Genomic DNA, 17,591 nt, shown 5'->3' on the forward strand with positions numbered 1-17,591 from the left:
ATATTACGGCGGNCCTTCCATTACTTCTCGGCTTGCACCACTTATTTCTATCAATGTTTGCGCAGCAGCCCACGTTAAGCCACCAGCAATAAGCGCTGCAATCCAACCTACATGAACATATTTTAACGCATCTTGGCGCTTGGTTTTAATAAGTACGGTCATTAATGCAATAACAACTAGTAGTGCTTCTAGTCCTTCGCGAAGTAAAATAACCAAACTTGCTGAAAGCAGGGCGCTGTCGGTTAATTTTGTTTCGTTAAGCATGTTGCTTGCTTTTGCTAATTGGGCAAGCGCAGCTGTTACTTTTTCATTTACGATGGCAGTGTCTTTTTCTTCTTTAAACGTTTTGCGCAAATCCATTAATTGCACTTCAATGCTTTTACGTAAATTTTCATCGTATGCATTTAAGTTATTTTCAACTAGTTCAAAACCATCTAAGTAAGCACTAATCGATAAGTCACTTGCTTGAGAATAATTACCTTTAGCATGTGCCTGTTGGGCTGCAAGTAATTGCGTACGTGTAACCGATATAGGATCTTTTTTTGCGCTAAACAAATGTTCAGGGTTGCCACGCAGCCATTGCACATATTGCTTTTGAGTATCATTTAGCCCTACGCTGAGTTGTGCAGGGTTAAGATTAACAATTTGTGATGCTGTTATGTTTTGCTCAACGTTTTTAGGTTGTTCTACAGACTGAAACGCTAAACTACCTACATAAAATGCTAAAGACCAACGCTGTTGCTCGTTAAATTGAGTAAAAGCGACCATCGGCGTATCTTCAATGCCGTTACTTACAGCATCAAACAATCCCATTAAAGAACGGTTAGTTGCACGTTCTTCATTTGTAAAATTAGTCGGTTCTGGTGTTAAGTTTTTAGCTAAAGGACCATCGCCTTTACCACTTGGACCATGGCACATTGAGCAGTTAGCCGAAAAGAGGGCTTTAGTTTGCTCAATAGGTAGCAAAGAATTGGGTAAAGAAAGTTGTGGCATGAATTTTAGTAAGGATTCGCGAAGAACAGAGCTAGCAGCACGAACTTCCTCAACGCTGCCTTTGTTAGATATAATACTGTGCAACGTTTGTGCGTGAGTTTTTACAATATCAAATTCATTTGTATTACTTGTAAGTAACGTTGCTTGACTGATAATTACATTAGAAAACTCAGTCATTTCTTGATATTCGTCAGCGTCAAGAACTTTACCATCACCCACTGCGGCAACGTAATCAACACCTACATATTCGGCAAGCTGTGCAATTTGTTTAATTTTCGTTTGCTGTTCAGGTGAAGCCGAAACAGAAAAACTACTCAGTACCATAAAAAATAGCATAAAAGCAGCATACAAATGACGCTTAGTTAAAGAAATGGTATTTAAAAATGCAAAATAGGAATTACTGGACATCGTATAGCCCTAGAGGTGAAAACCAAAAAGTATAATCATTTTCATTTGCATTTCAAGGGAATTGTACTAAGAGAGGAGGAATAGTCGAAAATATAATTTTTTATGTTACTACGATGTTTTTAAACTTAAAAAATTAGTAAATAAAGCCAAGTTTAACCTTATTTACTAATTTTAATTATTTATAAAAGGTAAAGCTATTTTGATTCTTCAGCCGACTTAATACTGCTTTGTATTAATGGTGAAATAGTTAAACCTTGTACAATAATAGAAAATATAACGACAACGTAGGTCACAATAACAATAAGGTTATGCAAGTCAGATCCCGCTATATAAACTTGATCGCGAGGAATAGCCGCCGCCATTGCAAGTGCAAGTCCGCCACGTAAACCACCCCAAGTTAAAATTTTAACACTGTGCTTGTCGTAAGTTCTAAAGCGTTTAAAGATAATAAACGGTGCTCCAACACTTATAAAACGCGCGAGTAATACAGCAGGTACCATTAATAACCCTAAGCCAATTTCTCCGATTGTAATAGGCATAGTCACAATTAGCATACCAATTATCAAAAACAATAAAGCATTTAAAAAGCTATCGGTTGCATGCCAAAAATCTTTTACGTAGCGAGTGTCTTCTGGACCGGTGCGTTCCGTTGCTTTAGTACGCGTAATATTACCCATTAATATACCACTGGTAACCATGGCAAGCGCCCCTGATATTTCCCAGATATTGGCTGCGGCAAAGCCGGCTGAAGGTATAGTGAGTGTTATTAACAGACGAATGTTTACATCACGGCTGTTAATTATTAAAAAGTGACCAACTAAAGCAATTACTAAACCAAATGCAATACCACCAAGTGCATCAACAAAAAATAGCTCAGCCACATCATAAAAGTTTGCATCGGTACCATAAAAAGCAATCGAAAAAATGGTTGTAAAGATTACTAAACCAATACCATCATTAAACAATGATTCGCCTTCAACTTGTACAGATATACCCTCTGGAGCACGCATTTGTTTAATGATTGCAAGTACAGCAATTGGATCGGTTGGGCTAATTAAAGCACCAAACAGTAAGCAATAAATGAAGGGAACAGGCCAGCCTAATAAAGCAAATAAGTAAAAACTAAAATAGCCAACAATAAAAGTAGAAACAAGAGTAGAAAACAATACAAGTGCCGTTATTTCCCAGCGTTGTTTTCTCAGTGCTAACAGGTTTATTTCCAGTGCACCTGCATAAAGCAAGAAACCTAACATACCTTTGAGGAGTAATTCGTTAAAGTTAATACTCGAGACTATTTTTGTCATTTCAAGTGCGTTTTGATCGCCTAATAATTTAACTGCAACAATCAACAGCAATGAAATAACAACCGAGCCTGTTGTAATCGCAATTGTTGTTTGCATTTTAAGAATATATTGATTTGCAAATGCAATAAAAATAGCAAGTGCAGAGAGAAAACAAATGAGGTACCAAGCATTCATTGATTAACCTTAACAAATTATAAATGACATATAAAAAATAGGATTTTAAACCGCGCTAATGGTACTCCTGTCATATTAGTGTGTCACAAGTTTTATGGTATTAATTGCCTTTTAATTATGGCTCAAGTGGACATTTAGTTAATGTTTATTTAAGAGTGTTAAAACGAGTGGTTATTACTTTAAAAGTAAGTTATTTACTTCAATTATATTTTATCTTCATATCGTTTTAGTAAGTGAAACGATGTGACTAATTTTACGTACTTATGTAAAAATGAAATTTTCTAAACAAGCATTGAACAATAACAAATTTGTTAGGTTACAAATAAATTATAACCAGATGGTTTTAATTTATTACACAAGATTTCTAATTGCTTGCCCTCAACGCTTTGCTTACGTAAAATCCCGTTATTATTTCTTGTAAAGTGATTGGTATTATCAAACAGCTGTTTAGTGCAACCGGGCCGTTGGCGTTATCTTTAGATGGATATACACCACGTCAGCCTCAAATAGATATNTAGCCGTTGCAGATGCATTAAAAAGCAGTTCCCAATTGGTAGTTGAAGCCGGTACAGGTACAGGCAAAACGTTTGCTTATTTAGCACCTGCACTTAAGTCAAAAGGCAGAACCATTATTTCTACAGGTTCAAAAGCCCTACAAGAACAGTTATACCATCGTGATTTACCTCAGTTAGTTAAAGCTTTAAGCGCTTCTAAAAAAACAGCCTTATTGAAAGGACGAGCTAACTACTTATGTACTTACAGACTAAATCAACATGTTGCTCATGTACCGACTGATGATTCTGATGTAATGCACCAACTTGCAATGGTTGCTAAGTTTGCAAGTGAGACACAAACAGGCGATTTAGCCGATTGTATTGGTATAGAAGATGATGCCAAAGTGCTGCCTTATGTAAATTCAACGGCCGACAATTGTTTAGGTAAAGAATGCCCCGATTTTCAAAGTTGTTATGTACGTAAAGCGCGATTAACAGCGGCTGATGCTGATGTGGTTGTTATTAATCATCATTTATTTTTTGCAGATATGGCAGTAAAAGAAAGTGGTTTTGCTGAACTTATGCCTAAAGCTGACGCTTATATATTCGATGAGGCTCATCAGTTAAGCGAAATTGCCAGTGATTACTTTGGCGAAAGTGTGGGTACTAAAAAGCTGGTGGATTTAATAAATGATTTACGTGCTATTTATAGATCCGAAATTCCAGATATGTTGCAGCTAGGTAAAAGCTTAAATAAATTAGAAACAAGTGTTGCCGATTTACGACTGCAGTTTGGTGTAGATGGAAGTAGAGGCGATTGGCGAGAAAAACTCAGCGATAAATTAATATGTGCTGCGCTACATCGCGTAATTAGCGACTTAGATTTTGTTTACCAGGTATTAAAGTTGTGCTTAGACCGAAGCGATAAAATAGAGCACCCATTTGAGCGTACACTGGCTTTTAAAGGTCAGCTAGAGCGTGTTTTTGACACGGCTCAAACAGGTTTTAGTTATTGGTATGAAACAACACGGCGTTATTTAACTATTAATATAACGCCTTTAAATGTATCGGCTAAATTTGCTCAAATGATGCAAGACACCGGTGCGGGCTTTGTTTTTACATCAGCAACGCTCTCTGTTGACAACAAACTAGAGCACTTTAATGCAAGCCTTGGCTTAAAACCAAAACAAAGCATGATGGTAGATAGCCCGTTTGATTATCCAAATCAGGCGCTACTATGTTTACCTCGCTATTTACCAGAATCGCACGCTGATAACATGCCACATGCGATTGTAAAATTAACACTTGAGCTTATAAAATCAGCGCAAGGACGTTGCTTTGTACTTTTTACTAGTTATCGAATGATGCACTTAGTGGCTGAAGGGCTTACTACACAAATAGACTATCCGGTTTATATGCAGGGGCAGATGTCTAAGCGTATTATTTTAGAAAAATTTACGCGTCACGGTAATGCTGTATTACTTGGCACTGCTTCTTTTTGGGAAGGTGTTGATGTACGCGGTAGCACGCTAAGCTGTGTTATTATTGATAAATTACCATTTGCAGCACCAGACGATCCATTACTACAAGCCAAAATGCAAGACTGCCAAATGCAGGGAAAAGATCCATTCGCGCATATACAATTACCACAAGCTGTTATTGCACTTAAACAAGGTGTTGGACGTTTAATACGAGATACTAAAGACAAAGGCGTACTTGTAATATGCGATAACCGCCTAGTTACGCGCCAATATGGGCAAGTCTTTTTAAAAAGTCTGCCGCCAATGCGCCGAACGCGTAGTTTAGAAGACGCCAATAAATTTTTACAACAAATTAATTAGAGTAATAAAATGATTAAAAGTAACATTCTTGCCCTTGACGCTTCAACTGAAGCATTATCAATTGTTTTGCATTTTCAGGGCCAAACATTTCATCATTTTGAAGAATGTCCGCAGCAGCATAGTCAAAAAATTCTACCGCTTATTGACGAGTTATTAACTAAAGCAAACTGCAAACTAAAGGATTTAGATGTTATAGGATTTGGTCAAGGACCTGGCAGTTTTACTGGTGTACGTATTAGTGTAGCTATAGCGCAGGGCTTAGCATATTCAACTAATTTACCGCTTGTAGGTGTATCAACCCTAGGAATTATGGCGCAACAAGCATTTGAACAAAACGGTAGTGTGAGCGTTTACCCAAGTATAGATGCACGTATGGGCGAAATATATTTTGCACATTACCAAGCGCAAAATAATTTAATGCTTTTAGTTAATCAAGAGTGCGTAATAAAGCCTGACTTACTAAATAATGATTATATAGCAACAACTGAGTCATCTATTGCGGTAGGCACAGGCTTTAAAACATACCCTGATGCACTGAACAGTTTTGATAATGTTATAATTAATAGTGATATTACATTGCCAGACGCTCGTTATATGTTGGCTCAAGTTGAAGCTGCTTTTTTAGCGGGAGACGTTGTAAAAGCGAGCGATGCACAACCTAAGTATGTACGTGATACGGTTACTTGGAAAAAGTTACCAGGTCGTGAGTAGCAACATTATTTGCAAATTGGTTGTTTTTAAATCATAATTTTGAGTAAGATTAAGGTTGGAGAAGCGTAATGACGCTGCCTATTGGTTCAGGTTTTTTTACAGGGGATATTCCAGGTAGAGTTAGCTCTACTAAAATTGTTACTAATAAACCACAAAGTTTATTAGAACAACCTGCTGTCCAAAAAACGAATACTGATTATGTAAAAAGCAGTAAAGAGGGCGTAGAGCTTGCCAATCAGCTGTTTAAAACCAGTGCTAAAAGTAATGAATACAGCCAAACAATTTATGACCAACCATCAGCTAAAATTAGTAAAGCAATTTCGACTTACACTGAATTCGCTAATTTAGAGCGCAGAGCAGAAGTTAAAAATTTAATAGGCGTTGATATATACGCTTAAAACTTTAGCGTTTTAATTTAGTAAAATCGTGTAGCTCAATAAAAAGCCCGAACATAAGTTCGGGCTTTTGTATTATACAAAACAAAGTCTTAAATTATTGTTCAATAAAGCCAATTAGCTTATCTGCAATATCTGTATTGTTTTGCGAACCAATAAATTGCTCGCTGCCTTTGCCATAAGCAAATACTTGAACGTCTACAGCAGTGTGCCCGCCAGTTGTCCAGCCAGTAAAGCTTGTATCACTAATAATACTTTTAACTGCTAAGTTAAGTGCCTTTTCGCCCATTTTTTTAGCTTGTTCGAGTTTAATTTGATTTTCAGTTGTAAACTCAATATTTGTATTAGCAGTCCAAACCGACTTTAAATTATTAGACTCCATAAGCAGATCAGTTAATTTAGAAGCTGATGCTTTAACCCCTTTAACTACCTCAGTTTCCCATTTATATTGACCATGAGCACCAATAGTTAGGCCGCCCGTTGAGTGATCGGCTGTTATAACTAAAATAGTGTCTTTGTTTTTATCAACGTACGCTTTTGCTTTCTCGATTGATTTAGCAAAGTCGTCCATTTCAGCCATCGCACAGGCAATATCGTTGGCGTGCCCACACCAATCAATTTGGCTTCCCTCAATCATTACAAAAAATCCTTCTTTGTTTTGACCGTCTAGTAAATCAAGTGCTTTGGACGTTAATTGAGTAAGGCGAGTTGGGTTTTCATCTAATGCAAAAGGCAAGCCTTTAGATGCGTATAAGCCAATTGCAGGTATTTGTGTAATTTGCCCTAGGTTTTTAATGTCGTCACCATATTGATAACCTGCAGCTTTAAATTCATCAACAATATTACGATCTTCACGAATAAAGTATTTAGTACCACCCCCTAGCATTAAATCGACAGGTAATTTACCGGCAATTTTATTATCAATGTAATCATTTGCTATATCATCGTAGTTATTTCGAGACTCGTTATGGGCTGCAAAGCTTGCTGGAGTTGCGTGGTTAATTTGTGATGTTACAACAAGCGCTGTGGTCATACCGCGTTCTTTAGCTATTTCAAGCATCGTTTTAACTGGTTTTTTATCTGTATCTACCGCTATAGCACCATTATAACTTTTATGGCCGCTACTAAGCGCTGTCGCACCTGCTGCGCTATCAGTTACATATGTATGGTCATCAGGGTAAGTGTGCGCCATGCCTTTTAAAATCGTATCGAAAACAGTACCTTCGATCTCTTTAGTCGCAGGGTCGTCTTTAAAATAGCGATAAGCAGTGGTGTAAGCCGGACCCATGCCGTCACCAATCATATAAATTACATTTTTAGGAGCTGATTCTGCGTAAGCACCGCAAGTGGTGCATAAAAGTGCCAACAAACTGATCTGTTTTTTCATGGTTGTACCTTATGTGTACCTTAATTTAATAGCCGGATTTATTGTATACCGTAAGTGTTATAAATAAATGAATATATGAGATGAATAACAATTAATAAGCTTACTTTATCTAACAGATCATTTTTATAGTTTATAGTTACTATAACCGTCAGATATACCCAGATTCAGTAAAAAACTTAGCACAAAATAATAATTAATTAGGTTGCTTGATAGCTATTAAGACCTAATGTTTATTTAAGGTTTTGAAATAATTAGTTTTATTACATTAATCCACTTAGTATTGCATAATATAAGCTGTTAATTGGCTAGATAAGTGGGTTGAATTTACATGTTAGTGGTCTGACAACTTGTATGCTATAAATAATAATAACTAAAAAGAAGAGGTATGGTGTGCAGCCCTTTAATATTAAAACTAATAATTTAAATATTCATGGTTTAAAGACCGGTTGCGGTGATGAGATTGTTATTGCTTTACATGGCTGGTTAGATAATAGTAGCAGCTTTGTACCTATGCTAGTTAATGCACAACCAGAGCAAACTTGGTATTGTGTTGATTTTGCTGGGCATGGTTTATCGTCTTGGCGAAGTGATGATGCACATTATTATTTTGTTGATTATATAGATGATATATACCAACTTATAAATGCACTTGGTGTTAAAAAAGTACATTTAGTGGGGCATTCTATGGGGGCTATGGTCGCAGGATTGTTCGCTAGTTGTTTTAATAGTTATGTAAAGTCAGTTACCTTTATAGAAGGAATTGGTTGCATTACCACCCCAAGCGAAAGTGTGTGTGAGCAGTTAAAAAGTGCGGTGTTAAATAGGTCGCGATTAAAAAGTAAAAAGCCGAGAATTTACAAATCTAAAGAGCTTATTTATGAAGCGCGATCACTAACAACCGACTTAAATAATGAACTTATTGCGCTTTTAATGGATCGAAATATAAAATCAGTATCAGGCGGATTTAAATTAACAACAGATCCAAAGCTTAAAAATCACTCAGGTTTTAGGTTTGATGAGGCGCAATGTATTGGTGCAATAAAAGATTTATCTGCACCATGTCAGTTAATTTTAGGCAATGAAGGCTATTCATTTGTGAAACAAAATTTGGCAAAGTATGTTAGTTATTACAACAACTTGAATGTTTTTCATGTGGATGGGGGACACCATTGCCATATGCAAAGTAGTGAACTATGTTTTGAGCACATAAATGCATTTATGGTGCAAAGTGGTGCATGTTAATTGTATATTAACGCTAAATGTGGGATTATCATCGCATTAGAGTATTTGCTCAATTGTTAAAGTGCCTTACTTAGATTAAGGTTAATAAAAATATAATTATAAACAGGGGCTAAGAGTGGAAAAAATCTGGCTTAAGCGCTACCCAGAGGGTATGCCTGAAACAATCGATCCTGAGCATTACAACTCGTTACTCGAAGTATTTGAAAAAAGTTTTAGTGATTACAAAGATTTACCTGCATTTTCTAATATGGGTAAAACGTTATCTTATGACGAAATTGATACAGCGACTAAAAAAGTTGCTTCCTACATCCAAAATAACTTAGGTCTTAAAAAAGGCGATAAAGTTGCTGTTATGATGCCTAACTTACTGCAAACACCAGTAACTATCTTAGGTATTTTGCGTGCAGGTTGTGTGGTTGTTAACGTTAACCCACTTTATACTGTTCGTGAGTTAGAACACCAATTAAAAGACTCTGATACAACAGCTATTTTTATACTTGCAAACTTTGCTGACACGCTCGAAAAGTCACTTGCACACACTGATGTTAAACACATTGTAGTGACGCAAGTGGGCGATATGGTGGGTGGTATTAAAAAGCACATAGTAAACTTTGTCGTTAAGTACATTAAAAAAATGGTACCTAAGTTTAGTTTACCAAACCCAATTAAGTTTTCTGATCTATTAGATGCAGACGAAAATGCATATAAACGTCCAGAAATGGGTTTAAATGATTTAGCATTTTTACAATATACCGGTGGTACTACGGGTGTATCTAAAGGTGCGATGTTAAGCCATGGAAATATGGTAGGTAACTTAGAGCAAGTATCAGGTTGTTTAGATAATGTATTGGTTCGTGGGAAGGAAGTGGTTGTTACCGCTTTACCGCTTTACCATATTTTTGCACTAACGGCTAACTGCTTAACCTTTATGAAATATGGTGGTTTAAACTTATTAATTACTAATCCTCGTGATATGCCAGGGTTTGTAAAAGAGTTAGGACAAACTAAATTTACAGCTATTACTGGCGTAAATACTTTATTTAATGGCTTATTAAACACACCTGGTTTTGCAGATCTTGACTTTAGTCATCTCAAAATGTCACTTGGTGGTGGTATGGCTGTTCAACGTCCTGTTGCTGAAAAATGGCACAAAGTGACTGGCTCAAAATTAATGGAAGGCTATGGTTTAACCGAATGTTCTCCTTTAGTTACTATAAGCCCTTATGACTTAGAATCTTATAATGGCTCGATTGGTTTACCAGCACCTAATACAGACATTAAGCTAATACTAGATAATGGTGAAGAAGCTGCAAAAGGCGAACCTGGCGAACTATGCGTTAAAGGCCCACAGGTTATGGTGGGTTACTATAAACGACCAGACGCTACCGCTGAATGTTTAAAAGACGGCTGGTTCGCAACTGGCGATATAGCGACTTATGATGATGAGGGTTTCTTTTTTATAGTAGACCGTAAAAAAGATATGATTATTGTATCGGGCTTTAATGTATTTCCAAACGAAATAGAAGAAGTGGTTGCAATGCACGAAGGCGTGCTAGAAGTAGCTGCTATTGGTGTACCTCACGATGCAAGTGGCGAACAAGTTAAAGTTTTTGTTGTGAAAAAAGACCAATCCTTAACTGAAAAAGATATAATAAAACACTGTCGTGATAATTTAACTAATTACAAGGTTCCAAAACTCGTTGAGTTTAGGGATGAGTTGCCTAAAACTAATGTAGGTAAAATACTCAGAAGAGCCTTGAAAGATTAGCAACCTATAAAAAAGCCGGCAATAGCCGGCTTTTTTATTGTAGGAGACTAAGTGCAATACCAATTGATTCAAACCCAAAACCAACTCAATACCTTTGTTGAGCAGATTCAAAACAAACCTATTTTAGCTATTGATACCGAATTTATGCGCCGTCGCACTTTGTATCCTGAAGTTGCACTTATTCAGGTTTTTGATGGAGAACATTTAGCGCTTATCGATCCACTTGCCGAACTGTCATTATTTGATTTTTGGCAAATTTTAAAAGATCCCGCTGTTTTAAAAGTTCTACATTCGCCATCAGAAGACATCGAAGTATTTCAAAAGTACGCAGGGTTTGTACCAGCCCCATTATTTGACACACAGTTTGCATTACAATTGCTTGGTGAAGGCAACTGTATGGGCTTTGCGCTTATGGTAAAAGAGCTATTAGGCATTGAAATAGATAAAAGTGAATCTCGTACCAATTGGCTGCAACGTCCGTTAACAACAAAACAACTTGATTATGCAGCTGCTGATACATTTCACTTGTTGCCCTGTTTTGAATTAATTATTGAGCGTATTAAAGCCGCTAATTTATTTGATATTGTAATAAATGAAAGTGAGTTAATTGCTAATAAACGTGCTTTTCAAACACCGGATGATCTTTTATACAAAGACATAAAAAATGCTTGGCAACTTAAACCACATGAATTAGCCGTTTTAAAAGAGCTTGCTGCATGGCGTCGAAGTAAAGCAATACGTAAAAATTTAGCGCTTAACTTTGTTCTTAAAGAACATAACATGACTGAGATTGCTAAACGTGGCCCGTCTAGTTTAAATGCACTTAGACAAATACCTGGCGTTGAAGCAATTGAAGTTAATCGCTCTGGTGTAGAAATTCTTAAGTGTATTGAGGTCGCTAAACTGATACCAGATGAGCAGCACCCAGAGACTCTAAAGCGTTTAATTGATTTTCCTACTTATAAAAAAGTAGCAAAAGATGTAAAACAAAAAATCACTAAAGTAGCAAAAGAGCATAATATTCCTGAAGATGTTATGGCATCTAAAAAGCAAGTTAATCAATTAATTAGCTGGAATTGGAAACTAACTTCAGAACAAAAACTAAAGCATATCAAGCCCGATTTATTAAGCTCTTGGCGTTATGATTACGTTAAAGCAGCCCTAAACGAATGGGATACTTAGTACTCTAATTCTATCGAATAAATAAAGCAGTATTAATTTTTTAATACTAACAACTTACTTTGGGTTAATGCTGCTTACATCTATTATAGGTTTCAATTGTACTTATAATTTAATATTTAGCTGATTGCTTTAGACACATATTAATAGCGTGCTAAAAAGCGAGTTTAGTTGATATGTTTTTAATTTAAATATGACGTTTGTAAGTCGCTATAAACTTTATTTAGTTTAAGGATTAAACACAGAGATAAGTTTTATGTACAGGAAGTTTGTAAACCAAAATGTATAGGCAGGTTATATTGCTTTATGTAGTTAAAGTATAAGTAAAAAGTATATGCAAGCTACTGAAAGGTTTAAACAAACAGCTAAATATTTCATACTGTAATAGAGCATGACAATCTTTAATTGTTCAGTAAATAGCGTTTAAAGAAGAGGGCGCCATTAATTAGTAGCGCCCATTCTTTAATTACTTTCTTTCTTCATCAGGTAATGTAACGTTTAGCTCAAGTACGGCTAAATCATCTTCGTTTTGATCAAACTGTACCTGTACTGCATCGCTGCTTACGTTCACGTATTTGCGGATCACATCTAAAATATCTTGTTTTAATTGTGGTAAGTAATCCGGAGTTCCTCGTTGGGAACGCTCGTGCGCGACAATGATCTGCAATCGCTCTTTTGCTAATGACGCACTATTTTTCTTTTCTGAGCGGAAGTAGTCAAGTAAAGACACGTTAACCTCCAAAAATCCGTTTAAATAAGCCTTTTTTCTCTACATCTAAGAAGCGAAAATCGACGGTTTCACCGAGTAAGCGATTAATTGCATCAGCATACGCCTGACCAGCATCAGACTCACTGTCTAATATAACCGGCTGCCCCGAGTTTGATGCGCTCAATACTGCTTGCGATTCAGGAATAACACCTAATAATGGAATTGCTAAAATGTCTTGTACGTCTTCAACAGATAGCATTTCGCCTTTAGCAACACGTTCTGGATTATAGCGTGTTAATAACAAATGCTCTTTAATATTTTCTAAACCTTCTTCAGCACGTTTTGATTTGCTGTGTAAAATACCTAAAATACGGTCAGAATCTCGTACTGACGAAACTTCAGGGTTTGTCGTTACAATTGCTTCATCTGCAAAGTACATTGCCATCATTGCGCCAGCTTCTATACCCGCTGGTGAATCACAAACGATATAATCAAAGTCTTCTTTTAGTTCGTTAAGTACGCGCTCAACACCTTCGCGAGTTAGTGCGTCTTTATCACGTGTTTGCGAAGCGGGTAATAAAAATAATTTATCTACACGCTTATCTTTAATAAGTGCTTGGTTAAGTTTTGCTTCACCGTTAATTACGTTTACAAAGTCATATACTACACGGCGTTCACAACCCATGATTAAATCGAGGTTACGTAAACCAATATCAAAGTCGATAATAACTGTTTTATAGCCTTTTAAAGCTAAGCCAGTGCCAATAGCAGCACTTGATGTTGTTTTACCAACACCGCCTTTACCCGAGGTAACGACAATTACTTTTGCCATGAGATTTATCCTTTAACCAAAGCTGAAATTTCTAATGATTCATTTTTTTGTTGTATTTGCACAGCATTACCCCAGTGTTCGCCTTGTAGCGAATCGCTGATCCAGTAATTGCCATTTATAGAAACAAGCTCTGCTTCTAAGCGGTGACAAAATATGTGTGCGTCTTTTAACCCTTTCGCGCCAGCAATAGCTCGTCCTCGAAGGGTTCCATATATATGTACATTGCCATCGGCAATTACTTCTGCACCGTGGCTTACAGCACCTAGTACAATTAAGTCTCGATCTTTTGCATATACTTGCTGTCCTGAACGTACCGTACCGTTAATAATTTGCGCTGGCAAAATAACGTTTTTTTCTACGATAGAAGTATTAGGCTCTTGTTTAACAGGTTCAGACTTAACGTCTTGTGAATAATTTAAAACAGATAGACCAGCAGCCTTTGCTTGTACATTTTGCTCATCAGAACCATTACAAATACCAACAGCATTAAAACTCATGCGTTCTATTAATGATTTTAAATGTACAAAATCGAGAGAACTATTTTTTATCTCAATTAAATTAACAACAATAGGAGCACCTTCAAAGAATTTAGGTGCTTGGGCTATTTTTACATACAACTGCTCTGCTAAAAGGTTTATATCAGTACTATAAAGATGCAAAACTGATAACGTAAAAAGATTTCCTTTTAGCTCAAAAATTTGGTCTGACATACACGCTCAATTGGATTGTCTGATCAGAAATTAAATTTAGATAAACGTAGGCTGAATAGGCCCTTTATTCAAATTTCTAATCTAATTTTTCTAACTTATTATTACTCTCATGTTATAGTGCGAAGCATTGTTAAGCAAGATTTATAGGGTCATAATGCTGACTGCAGTGTATAAAAGTAAGAAAAAAGCGGATACGTTCTTATTTGTCGAAAAAAGAGATGATTTTGACAAAGTTCCGGAACCTTTAATGACTATGTTTGGTCAACCTCATTATGTGATGATCATAAACTTAGCAAAGCGTGAGCATTTAGGTGGTTCTGATTTAGAGTCTGTAAAAGCGTCATTGATTGAGAAAGGCTATTATTTACAGCTTCCACCACCAGAGCCTAATTTGTTAAGTCAGTTACGAAAAGAAAATGGAGTGGATAGTGATTAAAAAACTTATCGTTTTATTATGTGGTGTATGTTTAAGCTCATCTGTGATGGCAAAAACCCAAGCAGAATTTCAAGAGTATTTAACTAATTTAAAGCAAGAGGCAATCGCTAAGGGTTACGAAGAACAACTTATTGATGATGCTTTTGCAACGGCTACTTATAAAGAAAAAATTGTGTCAGCTGATAAAAATCAGCCAGAGGTAAAAGAGACTCTTGAAACTTATTTACCAAAACGAGTACCTCAATGGAAAATTGATCGTGCACGTAAATTATACGGCGAAAACAAAGAAGTACTTGAGCAAGTAGCAAAAGAGTTTGGTGTGCAAGCACGCTTTATCGTTGCGCTTTGGGGTCTTGAAAGTAACTTTGGCGCTATTCAGGGTGGTCATAACGTTATTTCATCCCTTGTAACACTTGCTTTTGACGGGCGAAGAGAAGCACTTTATAAACGCCAACTTTGGGCGGCACTCGATATTTTAAAATCGGGTCATATTACCTTAGACAAATTTAAAGGGTCGTGGGCTGGTGCAATGGGTCAAACGCAATTTATGCCGACCTCATTTAATGCATACGCAGTTGATTACAATAACGATGGTCGCAAAGATATTTGGACGACAAAAGAGGATGCTTTTGCTTCTATTGCTAATTATTTAAAGCAAGAGGGTTGGAATGACTCACTTACTTGGGGTCGCCAAGTTCAATTACCTGAAAATTTTGATAGTAAATATGTATTAGTTCGTGGAACAAAAACACGCAAGCAGTGGTTAGAATATTGGAATGATTCAGAGCGTTCGCTAGCTGATTGGCAAGCATTAGGTGTACGCAAAGCTGACGGCTCTGACTTACCTAATGTCGATGTACGTGCAGCACTTGTTATGCCAGATGATATAAATGGCCGTATGTATTTAGCGTACGATAATTATAAAGTGTTTATGCATTGGAATCGTTCATACTACTTTGCTACAAGCGTTGGTTACTTGTCAGATAGAATTGGTTACCCAAAAATCTAATTCTTGAGGTATACATATAAATAAAGCCGCAATTGCGGCTTTATTCTTTTTTAAATATCTTATCTTTTAAATCAATAACTTTACCAATCCCAGAACCAAGCTTCATAAGTTTATTAAGCTGCTCAGGCGTTAAGCGCTGTAGTTCAGACGACCACTTTGTTACGGTTTCAAGCAGGTTATGAATTTCCCCCATCTGTTTTTGTGCGTAAAGCTCATCGTCATTACTGGCTTCGTCTAATAAGTTATCACGTAGCAGTGTTAAGGTGGGTTCAATTTCGCGTTTTTTGCGCTCTTCAAATACGCGATTTGCCATATCCCAAATATCACCAGCAGGAGCATAGTATTCTTTACGATCTCCTGGAATATGTTGCACTCTAATTAATTGCCACGATTGCAATTCTTTAATACCCATACTTACATTACCGCGAGAAATACTTAACGCATCGGCAATTTCGTTTGCGGTCATAGGATTTTTAGTAATAATCAGCAAGCCACACATTTGCCCGATTGTACGATTGAATCCCCAGCGACTGCCCATCTCACCACAATGCATTACAAAGGCAAAATTCTTTTCGGATAAACTCATAGCTTATTAACTTTCAATAAATTCAGAAACTAATGCTAGCACGCTCATTTTGTATAGCAAGTTCTTAGCTCTTATATAAATAATTTTTAACGACTAAAGTCTGATTTAGATTAATATTTATACATCTATATTGGGTTATGTTCTACAGATGATAGTTAACCTGAACTCTGGATAATAAATCTATCTCAAGCAGTTATTTTCAGCGCTAACTGCGTTGAATTTACTTGCAATAGGCCCGCTATTGACGCGTAAATTCACCTTGTTTTCACTGAACATCTCTGGCTAGAGATAAACAAATTTAAATATCATCATGGCTAAATATGTTAGTAAATCTCTTAACCAGAGTTCAGGTTCGTTAAATAAATCCTTATTTTTAATTTTTTCACATACGATGGAATGACTATGAAAGCTGCAATTAATAATGAATATAAAGGTAAATTACAAATAATAGATCTGCCAATCCCTGAGGTTGGAATAAACGACGTTTTAGTAAAAATAGCGGCTTGTGGTGTTTGCCACACCGACTTACATGCTTGTCATGGCGATTGGCCAGTAAAACCCAAAATGCCCTTAGTACCAGGTCACGAAGGTGTTGGCGTTATTGAAAAAGTGGGTACTAATATAAAGCATTTAGACGTTGGCGACAGGGTCGGGATCCCTTGGCTTTACAGCGCATGTGGCCACTGTGAGTTTTGTTTAGATGGGAAAGAAACATTGTGTTTATCCCAACATAATACCGGCTATTCTATTGATGGTAGTTATGCTGAGTATTGTTTGGCACACGGTGATTACGTTGTAAAAATACCAGAGGGGCTTGGGTTTTTAGAAGCTGCTCCTTTATTTTGTGCAGGTGTTACAACTTACAAAGCGTTAAAAGTCTCCGGTGCTAAGCCAGGGCAGTGGGTTGCTATTGTTGGTGTGGGTGGTCTTGGCCACTTAGCCGTACAATACGCTAAAGCAATGGGCTTTAATGTAGTTGCTGTTGATACAGGTAAAGAAAAGCTCGCCCTTGCTAAAGAACTCGGAGCAGATATAACACTCGATTTTAAAGATGTTGTTCCTAGCGAAGCTATTTTTGAACAAGTAGGTGGCGCGCATGGCGTTGTGTGTACTGCGGTATCTAAAGCTGGGTTTGAACAAGCTTATAAAAGTGTACGCCGTGGCGGTAAATGTGTATTAGTGGGCTTACCTCCAGAGGATATGCCGCTTCCTATTTTTGATACTGTTCTTAATGGCATTTCGGTAGTGGGCTCTATTGTTGGTACACGTAAAGATTTACAAGAATGTTTAGAGTTTGCAGCGCAAGGTAAAGTAAAAGCAATTATTGAAGAAAAGCGCTTAGAGGACATTAACGAAATTTTTGACGATATGCTCAAAGGTGAAATTAACGGTCGCATAGTTGTTACTATCTGA

The 17,591-nt window shown here is 36.8% G+C and carries 15 protein-coding genes and 1 pseudogene; 9 read left to right on the plus strand and 7 right to left on the minus strand.

Going from position 1 to position 17,591, the window contains the following annotated elements:
* Window positions 1-3: 3 nt before the first annotated feature.
* Together L647_RS01000000124045 and L647_RS0110675 are read right to left on the minus strand one after the other, a co-directional pair.
* On the minus strand, window positions 4-1,401 hold the full coding sequence (locus L647_RS01000000124045; RefSeq protein WP_253948861.1) for a c-type cytochrome: 1,398 nt from the start codon (window positions 1,399-1,401) through the stop codon (window positions 4-6).
* 194 nt (window positions 1,402-1,595) lie between these two features.
* A complete protein-coding gene (locus L647_RS0110675) occupies window positions 1,596-2,879 on the minus strand; it encodes a sodium:proton antiporter (RefSeq protein WP_024611097.1) in 1,284 nt (427 codons plus the stop codon).
* 422 nt (window positions 2,880-3,301) lie between these two features.
* On the opposite strand from L647_RS0110675, the pseudogene L647_RS01000000124050 reads away from it, so the two are divergent.
* From L647_RS01000000124050 to L647_RS0110690, 3 genes and pseudogenes are all read left to right on the plus strand, one after another.
* Window positions 3,302-5,214, plus strand: a pseudogene (locus tag L647_RS01000000124050) (ATP-dependent DNA helicase).
* Window positions 5,215-5,223: 9 nt separating this feature from the next.
* Entirely contained in the window at window positions 5,224-5,925 is a 702-nt protein-coding gene (gene tsaB, locus L647_RS0110685) for a tRNA (adenosine(37)-N6)-threonylcarbamoyltransferase complex dimerization subunit type 1 TsaB (RefSeq protein ID WP_024611098.1), read from the plus strand.
* Between the two features lie 68 nt (window positions 5,926-5,993).
* Complete coding sequence (locus L647_RS0110690) at window positions 5,994-6,323, plus strand: hypothetical protein (protein WP_024611099.1); 330 nt, start codon at window positions 5,994-5,996, stop codon at window positions 6,321-6,323.
* Between the two features lie 94 nt (window positions 6,324-6,417).
* On the opposite strand, the gene L647_RS0110695 is transcribed toward L647_RS0110690, so the two are convergent.
* Window positions 6,418-7,707: an alkaline phosphatase gene (locus L647_RS0110695; protein WP_024611100.1), complete on the minus strand. Its 1,290-nt coding sequence runs from the start codon at window positions 7,705-7,707 to the stop codon at window positions 6,418-6,420.
* 390 nt (window positions 7,708-8,097) lie between these two features.
* Between L647_RS0110695 and L647_RS0110700 the strand changes: the two genes are divergently transcribed.
* The 3 genes from L647_RS0110700 (at window position 8,098) to rnd (ending at window position 11,899) form a co-directional block, all read left to right on the plus strand.
* The gene (locus L647_RS0110700) at window positions 8,098-8,949 is read left to right on the plus strand and encodes an alpha/beta hydrolase (protein WP_024611101.1); all 852 of its coding nucleotides are present in this window, start codon (window positions 8,098-8,100) and stop codon (window positions 8,947-8,949) included.
* A 115-nt stretch (window positions 8,950-9,064) separates the two neighbouring features.
* Entirely contained in the window at window positions 9,065-10,717 is a 1,653-nt protein-coding gene (fadD, locus tag L647_RS0110705; protein ID WP_024611102.1) for a long-chain-fatty-acid--CoA ligase FadD, read from the plus strand.
* A gap of 51 nt (window positions 10,718-10,768) precedes the next feature.
* Window positions 10,769-11,899: a ribonuclease D gene (gene rnd / locus L647_RS0110710; protein WP_024611103.1), complete on the plus strand. Its 1,131-nt coding sequence runs from the start codon at window positions 10,769-10,771 to the stop codon at window positions 11,897-11,899.
* A 463-nt stretch (window positions 11,900-12,362) separates the two neighbouring features.
* Here the strand turns inward: rnd and minE are convergent, their stop codons facing one another.
* The 3 genes from minE to minC are packed head-to-tail and all read right to left on the minus strand — an operon-like array spanning window position 12,363 to window position 14,147.
* Window positions 12,363-12,626, minus strand: coding sequence for a cell division topological specificity factor MinE (minE, locus tag L647_RS0110715; RefSeq protein WP_008172115.1), 264 nt, complete (start codon window positions 12,624-12,626; stop codon window positions 12,363-12,365).
* 1 nt (window position 12,627) lies between these two features.
* A complete protein-coding gene (gene minD / locus L647_RS0110720) occupies window positions 12,628-13,437 on the minus strand; it encodes a septum site-determining protein MinD (RefSeq protein WP_008172113.1) in 810 nt (269 codons plus the stop codon).
* Window positions 13,438-13,442: 5 nt separating this feature from the next.
* On the minus strand, window positions 13,443-14,147 hold the full coding sequence (minC, locus tag L647_RS0110725) for a septum site-determining protein MinC (protein ID WP_024611104.1): 705 nt from the start codon (window positions 14,145-14,147) through the stop codon (window positions 13,443-13,445).
* A gap of 154 nt (window positions 14,148-14,301) precedes the next feature.
* Between minC and L647_RS0110730 the strand changes: the two genes are divergently transcribed.
* Window positions 14,302-14,583 (plus strand): YcgL domain-containing protein, encoded by a 282-nt coding sequence (locus tag L647_RS0110730; protein WP_024611105.1) that lies wholly within the window; start codon window positions 14,302-14,304, stop codon window positions 14,581-14,583.
* The gene (locus L647_RS0110735; protein ID WP_024611106.1) at window positions 14,576-15,592 is read left to right on the plus strand and encodes a lytic murein transglycosylase; all 1,017 of its coding nucleotides are present in this window, start codon (window positions 14,576-14,578) and stop codon (window positions 15,590-15,592) included. Before L647_RS0110730 ends, L647_RS0110735 begins: the two co-directional genes overlap by 8 nt.
* 40 nt (window positions 15,593-15,632) lie before the next feature.
* On the opposite strand, the gene L647_RS0110740 is transcribed toward L647_RS0110735, so the two are convergent.
* Window positions 15,633-16,178 carry a MarR family transcriptional regulator gene (locus tag L647_RS0110740; protein WP_024611107.1) on the minus strand — a complete coding sequence of 182 codons (546 nt, stop codon included), beginning with the start codon at window positions 16,176-16,178 and terminating at the stop codon, window positions 15,633-15,635.
* 402 nt (window positions 16,179-16,580) lie between these two features.
* On the opposite strand from L647_RS0110740, the gene adhP reads away from it, so the two are divergent.
* Entirely contained in the window at window positions 16,581-17,591 is a 1,011-nt protein-coding gene (adhP, locus tag L647_RS0110745) for an alcohol dehydrogenase AdhP (protein ID WP_024611108.1), read from the plus strand.

The organism is Pseudoalteromonas sp. TB64 (assembly GCF_000498095.1).
Classification (GTDB): domain Bacteria; phylum Pseudomonadota; class Gammaproteobacteria; order Enterobacterales; family Alteromonadaceae; genus Pseudoalteromonas.

Excerpts from the sequence above, each read along its gene's own strand:
- adhP (WP_024611108.1), top strand. The coding sequence starts at position 16,581 with ATGAAAGCTGCAATTAATAATGAATATAAAGGTAAATTACAAATAATA.
- minD (WP_008172113.1), bottom strand. The coding sequence starts at position 13,437 with ATGGCAAAAGTAATTGTCGTTACCTCGGGTAAAGGCGGTGTTGGTAAA.
- L647_RS0110690 (WP_024611099.1), top strand. The coding sequence starts at position 5,994 with ATGACGCTGCCTATTGGTTCAGGTTTTTTTACAGGGGATATTCCAGGT.
- L647_RS0110675 (WP_024611097.1), bottom strand. The coding sequence starts at position 2,879 with ATGAATGCTTGGTACCTCATTTGTTTTCTCTCTGCACTTGCTATTTTT.
- L647_RS0110695 (WP_024611100.1), bottom strand. The coding sequence starts at position 7,707 with ATGAAAAAACAGATCAGTTTGTTGGCACTTTTATGCACCACTTGCGGT.
- L647_RS0110730 (WP_024611105.1), top strand. The coding sequence starts at position 14,302 with ATGCTGACTGCAGTGTATAAAAGTAAGAAAAAAGCGGATACGTTCTTA.
- minC (WP_024611104.1), bottom strand. The coding sequence starts at position 14,147 with ATGTCAGACCAAATTTTTGAGCTAAAAGGAAATCTTTTTACGTTATCA.
- tsaB (WP_024611098.1), top strand. The coding sequence starts at position 5,224 with ATGATTAAAAGTAACATTCTTGCCCTTGACGCTTCAACTGAAGCATTA.
- L647_RS0110740 (WP_024611107.1), bottom strand. The coding sequence starts at position 16,178 with ATGAGTTTATCCGAAAAGAATTTTGCCTTTGTAATGCATTGTGGTGAG.